This window comes from Cronobacter sakazakii, assembly GCF_000982825.1.
GTDB classification, from domain to species: domain Bacteria; phylum Pseudomonadota; class Gammaproteobacteria; order Enterobacterales; family Enterobacteriaceae; genus Cronobacter; species Cronobacter sakazakii.
This window is the reverse complement of sequence record NZ_CP011047.1, coordinates 2,529,983-2,542,659: the sequence shown is the minus strand read 5'-3', so window position 1 is coordinate 2,542,659 and position 12,677 is coordinate 2,529,983. Positions and strand designations below refer to the sequence as shown.

13 protein-coding genes and 1 riboswitch are annotated in these 12,677 nt (G+C 57.7%); of the genes, 7 read left to right on the top strand and 6 right to left on the bottom strand.

All coding sequences use genetic code 11. The features are described 5' to 3' along the window. Positions 1-3: 3 nt before the first annotated feature. From CSK29544_RS12150 to yegS, 5 genes are all read left to right on the top strand, one after another. Positions 4-1,419 (top strand): MFS transporter, encoded by a 1,416-nt coding sequence (locus tag CSK29544_RS12150; RefSeq protein ID WP_007902988.1) that lies wholly within the window; start codon positions 4-6, stop codon positions 1,417-1,419. Next, positions 1,416-2,840: an envelope stress sensor histidine kinase BaeS gene (baeS, locus tag CSK29544_RS12145; RefSeq protein ID WP_007902990.1), complete on the top strand. Its 1,425-nt coding sequence runs from the start codon at positions 1,416-1,418 to the stop codon at positions 2,838-2,840. The genes CSK29544_RS12150 and baeS overlap by 4 nt, the downstream gene beginning before the upstream one ends. After that, positions 2,837-3,559 carry an envelope stress response regulator BaeR gene (gene baeR, locus CSK29544_RS12140; protein WP_007902992.1) on the top strand — a complete coding sequence of 241 codons (723 nt, stop codon included), beginning with the start codon at positions 2,837-2,839 and terminating at the stop codon, positions 3,557-3,559. The genes baeS and baeR overlap by 4 nt, the downstream gene beginning before the upstream one ends. Before the next feature lie 485 nt (positions 3,560-4,044). Beyond that, a complete protein-coding gene (trhP, locus tag CSK29544_RS12135) occupies positions 4,045-5,406 on the top strand; it encodes a prephenate-dependent tRNA uridine(34) hydroxylase TrhP (protein WP_007902995.1) in 1,362 nt (453 codons plus the stop codon). Between the two features lie 250 nt (positions 5,407-5,656). Further along, the gene (gene yegS, locus CSK29544_RS12130) at positions 5,657-6,556 is read left to right on the top strand and encodes a lipid kinase YegS (protein WP_007902998.1); all 900 of its coding nucleotides are present in this window, start codon (positions 5,657-5,659) and stop codon (positions 6,554-6,556) included. A 444-nt stretch (positions 6,557-7,000) separates the two neighbouring features. Here the strand turns inward: yegS and fbaB are convergent, their stop codons facing one another. The 5 genes from fbaB to CSK29544_RS12110 form a co-directional block, all read right to left on the bottom strand. Beyond that, positions 7,001-8,053: a class I fructose-bisphosphate aldolase gene (fbaB, locus tag CSK29544_RS12125; RefSeq protein WP_029039287.1), complete on the bottom strand. Its 1,053-nt coding sequence runs from the start codon at positions 8,051-8,053 to the stop codon at positions 7,001-7,003. Between the two features lie 147 nt (positions 8,054-8,200). Beyond that, complete coding sequence (gene thiD / locus CSK29544_RS12120; protein ID WP_007903000.1) at positions 8,201-9,001, bottom strand: bifunctional hydroxymethylpyrimidine kinase/phosphomethylpyrimidine kinase; 801 nt, start codon at positions 8,999-9,001, stop codon at positions 8,201-8,203. Further along, on the bottom strand, positions 8,988-9,785 hold the full coding sequence (gene thiM, locus CSK29544_RS12115; protein ID WP_029039288.1) for a hydroxyethylthiazole kinase: 798 nt from the start codon (positions 9,783-9,785) through the stop codon (positions 8,988-8,990). Before thiM ends, thiD begins: the two co-directional genes overlap by 14 nt. A gap of 33 nt (positions 9,786-9,818) precedes the next feature. Beyond that, a riboswitch (TPP riboswitch) is annotated at positions 9,819-9,915 on the bottom strand. 79 nt (positions 9,916-9,994) lie between these two features. Further along, positions 9,995-10,177: a hypothetical protein gene (locus tag CSK29544_RS22930; protein WP_007903019.1), complete on the bottom strand. Its 183-nt coding sequence runs from the start codon at positions 10,175-10,177 to the stop codon at positions 9,995-9,997. Positions 10,178-10,224: 47 nt separating this feature from the next. Next, positions 10,225-10,740, bottom strand: coding sequence for a hypothetical protein (locus CSK29544_RS12110; RefSeq protein WP_234004306.1), 516 nt, complete (start codon positions 10,738-10,740; stop codon positions 10,225-10,227). Positions 10,741-10,965: 225 nt separating this feature from the next. On the opposite strand from CSK29544_RS12110, the gene CSK29544_RS12105 reads away from it, so the two are divergent. Then, a protein-coding gene (locus tag CSK29544_RS12105; protein WP_095033700.1) for an IS1-like element IS1B family transposase occupies positions 10,966-11,663 on the top strand; the annotation gives its coding sequence in 2 pieces (ribosomal slippage) (positions 10,966-11,215 and positions 11,215-11,663; 699 coding nt in all). A 50-nt stretch (positions 11,664-11,713) separates the two neighbouring features. On the opposite strand, the gene CSK29544_RS12100 is transcribed toward CSK29544_RS12105, so the two are convergent. Beyond that, positions 11,714-12,031, bottom strand: coding sequence for a DUF1493 family protein (locus tag CSK29544_RS12100; RefSeq protein ID WP_032975357.1), 318 nt, complete (start codon positions 12,029-12,031; stop codon positions 11,714-11,716). A 230-nt stretch (positions 12,032-12,261) separates the two neighbouring features. Here CSK29544_RS12100 and CSK29544_RS12095 point away from each other — a divergent pair, with 230 nt between their 5' ends. Next, complete coding sequence (locus CSK29544_RS12095; RefSeq protein ID WP_007851199.1) at positions 12,262-12,588, top strand: RcnB family protein; 327 nt, start codon at positions 12,262-12,264, stop codon at positions 12,586-12,588. Positions 12,589-12,677 lie beyond the last annotated feature (89 nt).

Here is a 12,677-nt window from a genome sequence, read left to right as displayed (position 1 = left end):
TTTATGACCGACCTGCCCCAGAACGTGCGCTGGCAATTGTGGATCGTCGCCTTCGGCTTTTTTATGCAGGCGCTGGATACCACTATCGTCAATACCGCCCTCCCCTCAATGGCCGCGAGCCTCGGGGAGAGCCCGCTGCGGATGCACATGGTTATCGTCTCGTATGTGCTGACGGTGGCGGTGATGCTGCCCGCGAGCGGCTGGCTGGCGGATCGCGTCGGGGTGCGCAACATCTTCTTCACCGCGATTGTGCTGTTCACGCTCGGCTCGCTGTTTTGCGCGCAGTCCTCGACGCTTAATGAGCTGGTGGCAGCGCGCGTGTTACAGGGCGTCGGCGGCGCGATGATGGTGCCGGTCGGCAGGCTGACGGTGATGAAAATCGTCCCGCGCGATCAGTATATGGCCGCGATGACATTTGTGACGCTCCCCGGCCAGGTGGGGCCGCTGCTCGGGCCTGCGCTCGGCGGGCTGCTGGTGGAGTACGCCTCCTGGCACTGGATCTTTTTAATCAACCTGCCGGTGGGCATTGCCGGTGCCGCCGCGACGCTCTGGCTGATGCCGAATTACACCATGCAAACGCGGCGCTTCGATTTCTCCGGCTTTCTGCTGCTCGCCTTCGGCATGGCGGCGCTGACGATTGCGCTCGACGGCTACCGCAGCACTGGTCTTTCCCCTGCCGGGCTTGGCGCGCTGGTGGCGGGCGGCAGCGCGGCCACGCTGCTTTACCTGTGGCATGCGCGCGGCAACGAGCGGGCGCTGTTCAGCCTGCGGCTTTTCCATACCCGTACCTTTTCACTGGGGCTGTTCGGCAGCTTATGCGGGCGCATCGGCAGCGGGATGCTGCCGTTTATGACGCCGGTTTTTTTACAGATTGGCCTCGGCTTCTCCCCTTTTCACGCCGGGCTGATGATGATGCCGATGGTGCTTGGCAGTATGGGGATCAAACGCATTGTGGTGCAGGTGGTAAACCGCTTTGGCTACCGCCGTGTGCTGGTGGCCTCGACGCTTGCGCTTGCGCTCGTGACCCTGCTGTTTATGGGCGTGGCGCTGGCGGGCTGGTACTGGCTGCTGCCGGTAGTCATGCTTTTTCAGGGGATGGTGAACTCGGTGCGTTTCTCGACGATGAACACGCTGACGCTTCGCGACCTGCCCGATGAGATGGCGAGCAGCGGCAACAGTCTGCTGTCGATGGTGATGCAGCTCTCGATGAGCCTTGGGGTGAGCATCGCGGGCCTGCTGCTTGGCGCGTTCGGGCATAACCAGCTTGCCGCGGACAGCGGCGACGCTCACGGCATCTTTTTCTGGACCTATTTGTGCATGGCGCTAATTATCGCCCTGCCGGCACTGGTCTTCGCCCGCGTCCCTGACGATATCAGTAAAAACGCCGTCATCGCGCGGCGCAAAAGGAGTGCTTCATGAGGTTCTGGCGGCCCGGCATTACGGGCAAGCTGTTTTTGGCCATTTTCGCCACCTGTATTCTGCTGTTGATTACGATGCACTGGGCGGTGCGCTTTAGCTTCGAGCGCGGCTTTATCGACTATATCAAACACGGTAACGAACAACGTCTGGCCCTGTTAAGCGACGCGCTGAGCGAGCAGTACCAGCAGCACGGCGACTGGGGATTTCTGCGCCATAACGATCGCATGATATTCCAGATTTTACGCTCTTTTGAACGGGAGAACGCCCATGACGGCCCGCCGCCGCCAGACCGAGGGCCGCCGCCCCACATGCCGCCGCACGGCTGGCGAACGCAGTTCTGGGTGGTGGACGCCGAACAAAATGTGCTGGTCGGCCCGCGCTCGCCGGTGCCGCAGGATGGCGCGCGCCGCGCGATTGTCGTTGACGGCAAACGCGTCGGCTGGGTGATCGCCTCGCCGGTGGAGCGGCTGACGCGCAGTACCGATATCAATTTCGATAAACAGCAGCGGCGCACCAGCTGGCTTATCGTCGCGCTCTCGACGCTGCTCGCGGCAGCCGCCACCTTGCTGCTGGCACGCGGCCTGCTGGCCCCGGTAAAACGACTGGTGGAAGGCACACACCGTCTGGCGGCGGGCGATTTTACTACCCGCGTCGTCGCCACCGGGCAGGATGAGCTGGGCCGACTGGCGCAGGATTTCAACCAGCTCGCCAGCACGCTTGAGAAAAACCAGCAGATGCGCCAGGCATTTATGGCGGATATCTCCCATGAGCTGCGCACGCCGCTGGCGGTGCTGCGCGGCGAGCTGGAGGCGATTCAGGACGGCGTGCGCCAGTTTACGCCGGAGTCGGTCGCCTCGTTGCAGGCCGAAGTGGGCACGCTGACCAAACTGGTGGATGACCTGCACCAACTGTCGCTCTCTGACGAAGGCGCGCTCGCCTACCAGAAAAAGCCGCTGGAGATCGTGACGTTGATAGAAGTGGCTGCGGGCGCGTTCCGCGAGCGCTTTGCCGCGCGCGGGCTGACGCTGAATCTGTCGATGCCGGAAAACGTGACGCTCTTTGGCGATCGCGACCGGCTGATGCAGCTTTTTAATAATCTGCTGGAAAACAGCCTGCGCTACACGGACGCGGGCGGCGGGCTGCTGATTCAGGGCGAGCGCCAGGCGCAGCGTTTCGTGCTGCGGTTTATCGACAGCGCGCCGGGCGTGAGCGATGAGCAGCTGTCAAAATTGTTTGAGCGCTTCTACCGCGCGGAAGGCTCGCGCAACCGCGCCAGCGGCGGCTCGGGCCTCGGCCTTGCCATCTGCGCCAATATCGTGGCGGCGCATGGCGGGACGATTAATGCCGATCATTCATCATCAGGCGGTGTCAGCATCACCGTATCCTTACCGCTTGATGCCGTACTTCCGGGAGACGTATGACAGAGTTACCGATTAACGATAAAACCTCGCGCATTCTGGTTGTCGAGGATGAGCCAAAACTCGGCGCGCTGCTGGTAGATTACCTGCGGGCGGCCAGCTACGCGCCGACGCTGATCAACCACGGCGATCAGGTGTTGCCCTATGTGCGCCAGACGCCGCCGGATTTGATCCTGCTGGATCTGATGCTGCCCGGCACCGACGGGCTGACGCTGTGCCGCGAAATTCGCCGCTTCTCGGAAGTGCCGATTGTGATGGTGACCGCCAGAATCGAAGAGATAGACCGCCTGCTGGGGCTTGAGATCGGCGCCGATGATTACATCTGCAAGCCGTTTAGCCCGCGTGAGGTGGTGGCGCGCGTGAAAACCATTTTGCGCCGCTGCAAGCCGCAGCGCGATCTGCAGGCGCAGGATGCCCAAAGCCCGCTGATTATCGATGAAGGGCGTTTTCAGGCGAGCTGGCGGCAGAAGCCGCTCGACCTGACGCCTGCCGAATTCCGCCTGCTGAAGACGCTCTCCAGCGAGCCCGGCAAAGTGTTTTCGCGCGAGCAGTTGCTGAATCATCTGTATGACGATTACCGCGTGGTGACCGACCGCACGATAGACAGCCATATCAAAAACCTGCGCCGCAAGCTGGAAGCGCTGGACGACGAGCAGTCCTTTATCCGCGCCGTGTACGGCGTGGGTTACCGCTGGGAAGCCGACGCGGGCCGGGTGGTGTAGAGATTACCTGCACGGGTGAAACGCAGGCCCAGGAATATGCACGACCGGTGACCCGTTCCGTTCGCCACCACGCTGATTCTCTCTTTCATGTTTACTCACGCGAACGTGTTAAGGGGGCTCGCCGCCGCCCCCTTAACAATCCCGGCTCGCGGCAAAAGGGCAGCCGCAAGAGAAAACACACGGCATCGGCGGTGGCTTTTCATTTTCCAGTGGTGGGTGCGCTACGCTTACCCACCCTACGCAGAATGCGAATCGGGTTTTTGTAGGGCGGGTAAGCGTAAGCGCACCCGCCATCACACCGCACGTGACTGGTTTTCGTAGGGCGGGTAAGCGCAGCGCACCCGCCTCACGTCCATAAGCCCTCATAACGGTTTGCACGCCCAGGCCGCGGGCGCTACAATTCCCGCCCTTAACGTGGGGGTAAACGTGCCCCCAACCGCTTCGCCGTTGAAGCGGGTCTGACCTGTCATCAGAACGAGTTCAACATGTTTAAACCAGAATTACTGTCGCCTGCGGGAACGCTGAAAAATATGCGTTACGCCTTCGCCTATGGCGCCGACGCCGTATACGCCGGCCAGCCGCGCTACTCGCTGCGCGTGCGCAATAACGAATTCAACCACGAGAATTTGCAGCTCGGCATTAATGAAGCCCACGCGCTTGGCAAAAAATTCTACGTCGTGGTTAACATCGCGCCGCACAACGCCAAGCTGAAAACCTTTATCCGCGATCTCAAACCCGTGGTGGAGATGGGCCCGGATGCGCTGATCATGTCCGATCCGGGGCTTATCATGCTGGTGCGCGAGCACTTCCCGCAGATGGATATTCACCTTTCGGTACAGGCCAACGCGGTGAACTGGGCGACGGTAAAATTCTGGCAGCAGATGGGCCTGACGCGCGTCATTCTCTCCCGCGAACTGTCGCTGGAAGAGATTGCGGAAATTCGCGAGCAGGTGCCGGAGATGGAGCTGGAGATTTTCGTTCACGGCGCGCTCTGCATGGCCTATTCCGGTCGCTGCCTGCTTTCCGGCTACATCAACAAGCGCGACCCGAACCAGGGCACCTGCACCAACGCCTGCCGCTGGGAATATAAAGTGCAGGAAGGCAAAGAAGACAGCATCGGCAATATCGTGCATATCCATGAGCCTATCCCGGTGCAGACCGTCGAGCCGACGCTCGGCATCGGCGCGCCGACCGATAAAGTCTTTATGATTGAAGAGGCGCAGCGCCCCGGCGAATACATGACCGCGTTCGAAGATGAACACGGCACTTACATCATGAACTCCAAAGATTTGCGCGCCATTCAGCACGTCGAGCGCCTCACGAAAATGGGCGTTCATTCACTGAAAATCGAAGGCCGCACCAAATCGTTCTACTACTGCGCGCGTACCGCTCAGGTCTATCGTCGCGCCATTGACGACGCCGCCGCCGGTAAACCGTTCGATCCGAGCCTCCTTGAGACGCTCGAAGGCCTGGCGCACCGCGGCTATACCGAAGGTTTTCTGCGTCGTCACACCCACGACGATTATCAGAACTATGACTATGGCTACTCGGTATCAGACCGCCAGCAGTTTGTCGGCGAATTTACCGGCGAGCGCAACGGCGCGCTGGCTGCGGTGGCGGTGAAAAACAAATTCTCTCTCGGCGACAGCCTGGAATTGATGACGCCGCAGGGCAACGTCAGCTTTACGCTTGAGCATATGGAAAACGCGAAAGGCGAGAAGATGGAGGTGGCACCGGGAGACGGATACACCATCTGGATGCCGGTTCCAGAGGATTTAGCACTGGACTATGCGCTGTTAATGCGTAATTTCTCTGGCCAGACCACCAGAAATCCACATGGTAAATGATTTATAAGGGTTATTTTTACCGCGCGAATGTTTCTTCGAATGGGATCACAAACCGTTATGTTTAAAGCGGTTATTATCCACGGCGCTGAAAAACATAATCCATAAATGCCCGTTGTACCAGGAACCACCTCCTTCAGCCTGCGTAATCTCCCTTACGCAGGCTTATTTTTTTATCCTTTCAGTCAGTTCTTAAGCGACTCGCCAGACTCTGCGATAAACTCTGTGAATCCGTATTCACAGGAGTGTATTCATGTCCCGTTTCCCCGGCTCGTTTCTGATTTTAAATGGTAAAAGCGCTGATAATGAGATCCTGCGCGGCAGCGTGAAGCTGCTACGCGACCAGGGCCACCCGATAGAGGTGCGCGTGACCTGGGAGAAAGGCGATGCGGCGCGCTATGTCAGTGAGGCGGCAGATCAGGGCGCGCAGACGGTCATTGCGGCAGGCGGCGACGGCACCATCAATGAAGTGGCGGCGGCGCTGGCTTGTGTCACGCAGGAAAAACGCCCGGCGCTCGGCCTGTTGCCGCTCGGCACCGCGAACGATTTCGCAACCAGCGCCGCCGTGCCGGACGATATCGAACTGGCGCTGAAGCTGGCCATTGAAGGCCGCGCGGTGCCGATTGATATTGCGCACGTGAATGATAAAACCTGGTTTATCAATATGGCGACGGGCGGTTTCGGTACGCGCATCACCACTGAAACGCCGGAGCGGTTAAAAGCCGCGCTCGGCGGGGTGTCGTATCTGATCCACGGGCTGATGCGTATGGACGCCCTGAAAGCGGATCGCTGTGAAATTCGCGGCGAGAATTTTCACTGGCAGGGCGACGCGCTGGTTATCGGCATCGGTAACGGACGGCAGGCGGGCGGCGGTCAGGAGCTGTGCCCGGAGGCGCTGATTAACGACGGGCTGCTGCATTTGCGGATTTTTACCGGCGAAGAGTTGCTGCCTGCGCTGTTTACCACGCTGACGCAGCCGGAAGAGAGCCCGAATATTATCGATGGTGCCTCGCCCTGGTTTGAGATAACCGCGCCGCATGAGATTACCTTTAACCTCGACGGCGAGCCGCTGAGCGGACAGCATTTCCGCATTGAGGTTGAGCCCGGCGCGCTGCAGTGCCGCCTGCCGCCGGATTGTCCGCTGCTTAAATAAAGGAATGTGTGGCATCGCGATTTTCGGGACGGCGGGTGCGCTACGCTTACCCGCCCTACCAGAGATGCAGCGGTATGAAACGTTCCAGGGTGGGTAAGCGCAGCGCACCCACCATCAGCACCGCCGTCAAATGAAAGGCATTGCCTGTTCAATACGGGTGAACCGTGGAACCCGGGAATATGTACGCCTGGTGACCTGTTCCGTTCGCCACAACGCGGATTCTCTCTGTCACGTTTACTCACGCGAACGTGTTAAGGGGGCTCGCCGTCGCCCCCTGAACAATCCCGGCTCGCGGCCAAAGGGCAGCCGCAAGGGAAAACGCACGGCATCGGCGGTGGCTTTTGTGGTTTCGTAGGGCGGGTAAGCGCAGCGCACCCACCATTTACCCCACCCACAAAAAAACGCGCCCGCAGGCGCGTTTATGCTGCGTAACCACAACCGCCATCAGGCGATCGTCACTTTCTTATCCAGATACACATCCTGTACCGCGTTTATCAGCTTCACGCCGTCGGCCATGGTTTTCTTAAACGCCTTGCGTCCCAGAATCAACCCCATGCCGCCTGCGCGCTTGTTGATCACCGCCGTGCGCACCGCATCGGTGAGATCCGCCTCGCCGCCGGACGCGCCGCCGGAGTTAATCAGCCCCGCGCGGCCCATATAGCAGTTGGCAAGCTGATAACGCACCAGGTCAATCGGGTTGTCGCTCGTCAGCTTGCTATACACGCGCTCGTCGGTATAGCCGAACTTCAGCGCGGTATAGCCGCCGTTATTCTCGGCCATCTTCTGCTTCACGATATCCGCGCCAATGGTGGCGGCCAGATGGTTAGCCTGACCGGTCAAATCGGCGCTGGAGTGGTAATCGACGCCATCTTTCTTGAAGTGACTGTTACGCAGATACGCCCACAGCACTGTCACCATGCCAAGCTCATGCGCGCGCTCAAACGCGGCGGAGATCTCTTCAATCTGGCGGCGCGACTCTTCAGAGCCGAAATAGATAGTCGCCCCGACCGCCACCGCGCCCATATTGAATGCCTGCTCGACACTCGCGTACAGCGTCTGGTCATATTGCGTGGGGTAACTGAGCGTTTCGTTATGGTTGAGTTTCACCAGGAACGGAATACGGTGCGCGTAGCGGCGCGAGACTGACGCCAGTACGCCATACGTTGACGCCACGCAGTTACAGCCCGCCTCAATCGCCAGCTCGACGATATTTTTCGGGTCGAAATACATCGGATTGGCGGCGAACGACGCGCCCGCCGAATGCTCGACGCCCTGGTCCACCGGCAGAATAGACAGATAGCCGGTGCCGGCAAGGCGTCCGGTGTTATAAAGAGTCTGCATATTTCGCAGCACCGCGGGCGGACGGTTGTTATCGATCATCACGCGATCGACATAATCCGGCCCTGGCAGGTAGAGCTGGTCGGAGGAAATGGTCGTACAGCGGTGCTGTAACAGGCTATCGGCATCGTTGCCGAGCAACTGCGCAATATCAGTCATCATACGCTCCCGTTATGGTCGGCAGGTGGTGACCTGCCGGACGATAAGATTCCTTACCCACGCCTTAGCTGGGCCCTCTTAGCCTGGACTTGATTAGCACAGATTGCCAGACCTGAGCGCATTTTCAGCTAATTCTGCTGGCACGGTTCACCACCATGCATGAAAATGATGGACGGGCCCGATGCCCTCCCCTACTTCCAGACTATCCGCCTGTTGCAGCGCTTTCGTGAGCCACGCCTTCGCCGCCGTCACCGTTTCAACCCAGTCAGCATACTGCGGACGCAGCGCCGCAAGCGCGCTGGAGAGCGTGCAGCCGGTGCCGTGGGTGTTTTTCGTCATGACGCGCGGAGCGGTAAAGCGCGTCGCCCCTTCGCGGGTAAAGAGCCAGTCGGGGCTTTCGACGTCATCCAGATGCCCGCCTTTCATCAGCACTGCGCCACAGCCGAGCGCCAGCAACGCCTCGCCCTGCTGGCGCATCTCCGCTTCGCTGCGGGCGTGGGTGGTTTCCATCAGCGCCGCCGCCTCTGGCAAATTCGGCGTGATGATCGCCACCTGCGGCAATAACTTTTCGCGCAGCGTGCGCACGGCAGACGGGCTCAGCAGCGGATCGCCGCTTTTCGCGAGCATGACCGTATCCAGCACAATATTGCGCACCCGGTAACGTGATAGCCGCTCCGCCACGGCCTCGACGATATCCGTTTCTGCCAGCATGCCGATTTTCGTCGTGTCGATGCGCACATCGCTTAACACTGAATCAAGCTGGGCGGCGACAAACGACGGTTCGATGCGATAGACCGACTGCACGCCGCGGGTGTTCTGCGCCACCAGCGCCGTGACGACGGACGTGCCGTAAGCACCGAGCGCCGAGAAGGTTTTGAGATCGGCCTGAATCCCCGCCCCGCCGCTCGGGTCGGTACCGGCGATGGTGAGCGCGTTAATGCGTTTCATAAGCACCTCCGAACGCCTGCGCATGCAGATTATCCAGCAACGCGCTGGCGAAACTGCCGGGGCCACGGGAGACGGTCAACGCCTCTTCGCCCGCCCGCTTCATCAGCCAGCAGGCCGTTGCGACATTCTCCAGGCGATCGCCCGGCAGCGCGCAGCAGGCGGCGACGACCGCCGAGAGTGCGCAGCCGGTGCCCACCACGCGGGTCAGCATCGCGGTGCCACCATCAACTGCGACCATGCGTTCGCCATCGGTGATGTAATCGACCTCACCGGTCACGGCGACAACTGCGCCGCTGCGACGCGCCAGTAAGCGGGCCGCCTCACGTGCATGGTGCGCGCTTTCGGTTGCGTCAACGCCGCGCCCGCCGCCGCTTTCGCCTGCCAGCGCGCGGATTTCCGAGGCGTTAGCGCGAATGGCGGCGGGACGACGCGCCAGAATCTCCTGCGCAAATTCCGTGCGCAGCGTGAGCGCGCCGACGGCGACCGGGTCAAGCGTCCACGGCTTGCCCGCCGCGCAGGCGCTGTCGATAGCCGCCCGCATCGCCTGCTGCTGCGGGCGTGTGAGGGTACCGAGGTTTATGAGTAAGGCATCGGCGATGGCCGCGAACTGCGCGGCTTCGTCAGTATCCACGACCATCGCGGGCGAGGCGCCGAGCGCGAGCAGGACATTGGCAGTGAAATTTTGCACCACATCGTTGGTAATGCAGTGTACCAGCGGCGCGTGACGGCGAAGTTGGGTGACAACAGGCGCGGCGTGCGAGCCGCAAAGCAGGTCAGAAGACATGATTCTCTCCTGCCAGGCGCGAAGACGGGATACCGGACAGGCATCTGACTTCCCTACGCTGGCATTATCCAGATCAGGTAATACGGGTATTTCTCAGCCTTCACAAAGAAGGGCACCCCGAGTCATTTACTGCAAAATCAAAACGTTGCGATTAACGCTACATTACTCTCTGTTGTGGATCATGCCAGCGGCAAGCCAAAGACTCAACCCTAAAAAATAGGCTGCGTCCCGGTTTGGGCCACATCAGAAAACGTTACGATCCTGAACAACAGGCCGCCATCTTCATTTGCTGGCGATTTCATTGGTTCTGATAAATTGATGCGGTGCTGAAGTGTGATTTTTGGAGAAAGAGCCATTACCATTGGTTTTAAGATTAATAAAGAAATAGGCATCAGAGTTTCATTAAAAATGACTCCTGACCTTACGGCTAAGACGCCTGTCAGTTGGTCGTCCCCTGGCTAATAACAACCCCCTGAACTTTATCATCTTTCAGATAGTACATGATGCTGTTACTTTGCGTGTATTCACCTGATTTTGCGACATCCTTGTAGTACATAACGATATCTTTCTTAGGCTTATGATTAAAATATTTTTCTGTTTCTTCTTTAGTCGTTAACACAGGCGCCTTAACGGATACTTGTAATACTCCCTTGTAAGGTGTACAAGGCGATCCATCTTTCGCTATTGCCACCGCGGTTAAATCCCCCGCTCCCATCTCATTATCAGAAATAAACCAATAATTGATGCCCCCTGATTTTAGGCAAATCCAGGAAGCCAGGTTATCTTTATTTACCTTTACACCGGCATTCTTAGCGATAGCTGCAAGCGTGTTAACCTCAAACTTGTATTCGGTGGTTCCTATAGCAATAACGGGCACCAGATCTTTATCGGTTTCATGATTATCAGAATAAACATCGGTAATATCATCGTAATACCTTGCGCCAAATCCCGTCATTTGGGTTGCTCCGCACGTACCCGTAATCAGACACAATAATATCAAACTATATCTCATATCAGTCTTCCACGACCAGGACCTTGTCACTGCTATCATTAATCGTTATACGATCTTGCAGCGTCACGATCTAACAGAACCCGCAGAGTCACTTAAAATGACTTCCGATAATGGGTGATGCTGCCAACTTACTGATTTAGTGTATGATGGTGTTTTTGAGGTGCTCCAGTGGCTTCTGTTTCTATCAGCTGTCCCTCCTGTTCAGCTACTGACGGGGTGGTGCGTAACGGCAAAAGCACCGCCGGACATCAGCGCTATCTCTGCTCTCACTGCCGTAAAACATGGCAACTGCAGTTCACTTACACCGCTTCTCAACCCGGTACGCACCAGAAAATCATTGATATGGCCATGAATGGCGTTGGATGCCGGGCAACCGCCCGCATTATGGGCGTTGGCCTCAACACGATTTTCCGCCATTTAAAAAACTCAGGCCGCAGTCGGTAACCTCGCGCATACAGCCGGGCAGTGACGTCATCGTCTGCGCGGAAATGGACGAACAGTGGGGATACGTCGGGGCTAAATCGCGCCAGCGCTGGCTGTTTTACGCGTATGACAGGCTCCGGAAGACGGTTGTTGCGCACGTATTCGGTGAACGCACTATGGCGACGCTGGGGCGTCTTATGAGCCTGCTGTCACCCTTTGACGTGGTGATATGGATGACGGATGGCTGGCCGCTGTATGAATCCCGCCTGAAGGGAAAGCTGCACGTAATCAGCAAGCGATATACGCAGCGAATTGAGCGGCATAACCTGAATCTGAGGCAGCACCTGGCACGGCTGGGACGGAAGTCGCTGTCGTTCTCAAAATCGGTGGAGCTGCATGACAAAGTCATCGGGCATTATCTGAACATAAAACACTATCAATAAGTTGGAGTCATTACCCGATAATGCCATTACAACCTCAGGTGTTCAATGCGCTAATCATCAATCCAGCGCCCCGCCTTTGCCGAGGCAATCAGCATTTTCACGGTAAGCGGCGCAGGTTGATGCTTATCGCTTTTTAAATAGTCGGGAAGAATCGCATTGGGCAGGAAAAATATCCCTTCTTGCGGAAAATATTTACGGAAGTCGAAGGAAGAATAATTCATATTGAACACAGCAAAGTATTCCCCGAAGAAGGCGTGCGCATCTTCTGGCAGGACGGAATATTGTCCGGTACTTAACGAATCTTCATCCGCCATCTCCCAGAAATGCTTTTTTATTAACGCCCGAACGCCGTCTTCTGTACTCATCATAAATAATCCGATGGATGATAATCTCATTATCCCTGCAATCATGACATAAGTATAACCCACCACTTCTGGCAGCCCATAAGCACGCCCCACCAAATCAGCCCCGCGCCGATTGCTATCGGCTTCATTTTTTTATACATAATTAGCCTTGCCCGGCCGGGAATGGCGCAGGAAGATAGCGGCCTGACGGTAACAAATCAACGGGGCGCAGCGCCCTGACATGTGGAGAAGGTATGTTGAAAACCAGAATGATCGTAGCGGGTGTGCTGTTGATGTCGGTGGCCTCTGCATTCGCCGCAGATGTGGTAAAACCCAAATCTATCGATAGCTATGAAGTGAAAGAGTTTCACTCCGATTCCAAAAAATACACCATTGGCGACATCGTGCCGGACCTCTACCGCACCGAGCAGTACAACATCAAACAGTGGCAGATCCGCAACCTGCCCGCCCCGGAAGCCGGCACCCACTGGACTTACATGGGCGGCTACTACGTGCTTATCACCGACGCCGAAGGTAAAGTCGTGCGCGCCATGAACGGCGATATTTTCTATCACCGCTAATCTTTTCAGCGCCTGAAGCAGGCCCGACGCTCAGGCGCATCTTATATCTTCCCTTTCCAAAACGTTTTTTCGCTCACACCCCTTAATAC

Excerpts from the sequence above, each read along its gene's own strand:
- CSK29544_RS12150 (WP_007902988.1), top strand. The coding sequence starts at position 4 with ATGACCGACCTGCCCCAGAACGTGCGCTGGCAATTGTGGATCGTCGCC.
- baeS (WP_007902990.1), top strand. The coding sequence starts at position 1,416 with ATGAGGTTCTGGCGGCCCGGCATTACGGGCAAGCTGTTTTTGGCCATT.
- baeR (WP_007902992.1), top strand. The coding sequence starts at position 2,837 with ATGACAGAGTTACCGATTAACGATAAAACCTCGCGCATTCTGGTTGTC.
- trhP (WP_007902995.1), top strand. The coding sequence starts at position 4,045 with ATGTTTAAACCAGAATTACTGTCGCCTGCGGGAACGCTGAAAAATATG.
- yegS (WP_007902998.1), top strand. The coding sequence starts at position 5,657 with ATGTCCCGTTTCCCCGGCTCGTTTCTGATTTTAAATGGTAAAAGCGCT.
- fbaB (WP_029039287.1), bottom strand. The coding sequence starts at position 8,053 with ATGACTGATATTGCGCAGTTGCTCGGCAACGATGCCGATAGCCTGTTA.
- thiD (WP_007903000.1), bottom strand. The coding sequence starts at position 9,001 with ATGAAACGCATTAACGCGCTCACCATCGCCGGTACCGACCCGAGCGGC.
- thiM (WP_029039288.1), bottom strand. The coding sequence starts at position 9,785 with ATGTCTTCTGACCTGCTTTGCGGCTCGCACGCCGCGCCTGTTGTCACC.
- CSK29544_RS22930 (WP_007903019.1), bottom strand. The coding sequence starts at position 10,177 with ATGCCTATTTCTTTATTAATCTTAAAACCAATGGTAATGGCTCTTTCT.
- CSK29544_RS12110 (WP_234004306.1), bottom strand. The coding sequence starts at position 10,740 with ATGACGGGATTTGGCGCAAGGTATTACGATGATATTACCGATGTTTAT.
- CSK29544_RS12100 (WP_032975357.1), bottom strand. The coding sequence starts at position 12,031 with ATGATGAGTACAGAAGACGGCGTTCGGGCGTTAATAAAAAAGCATTTC.
- CSK29544_RS12095 (WP_007851199.1), top strand. The coding sequence starts at position 12,262 with ATGTTGAAAACCAGAATGATCGTAGCGGGTGTGCTGTTGATGTCGGTG.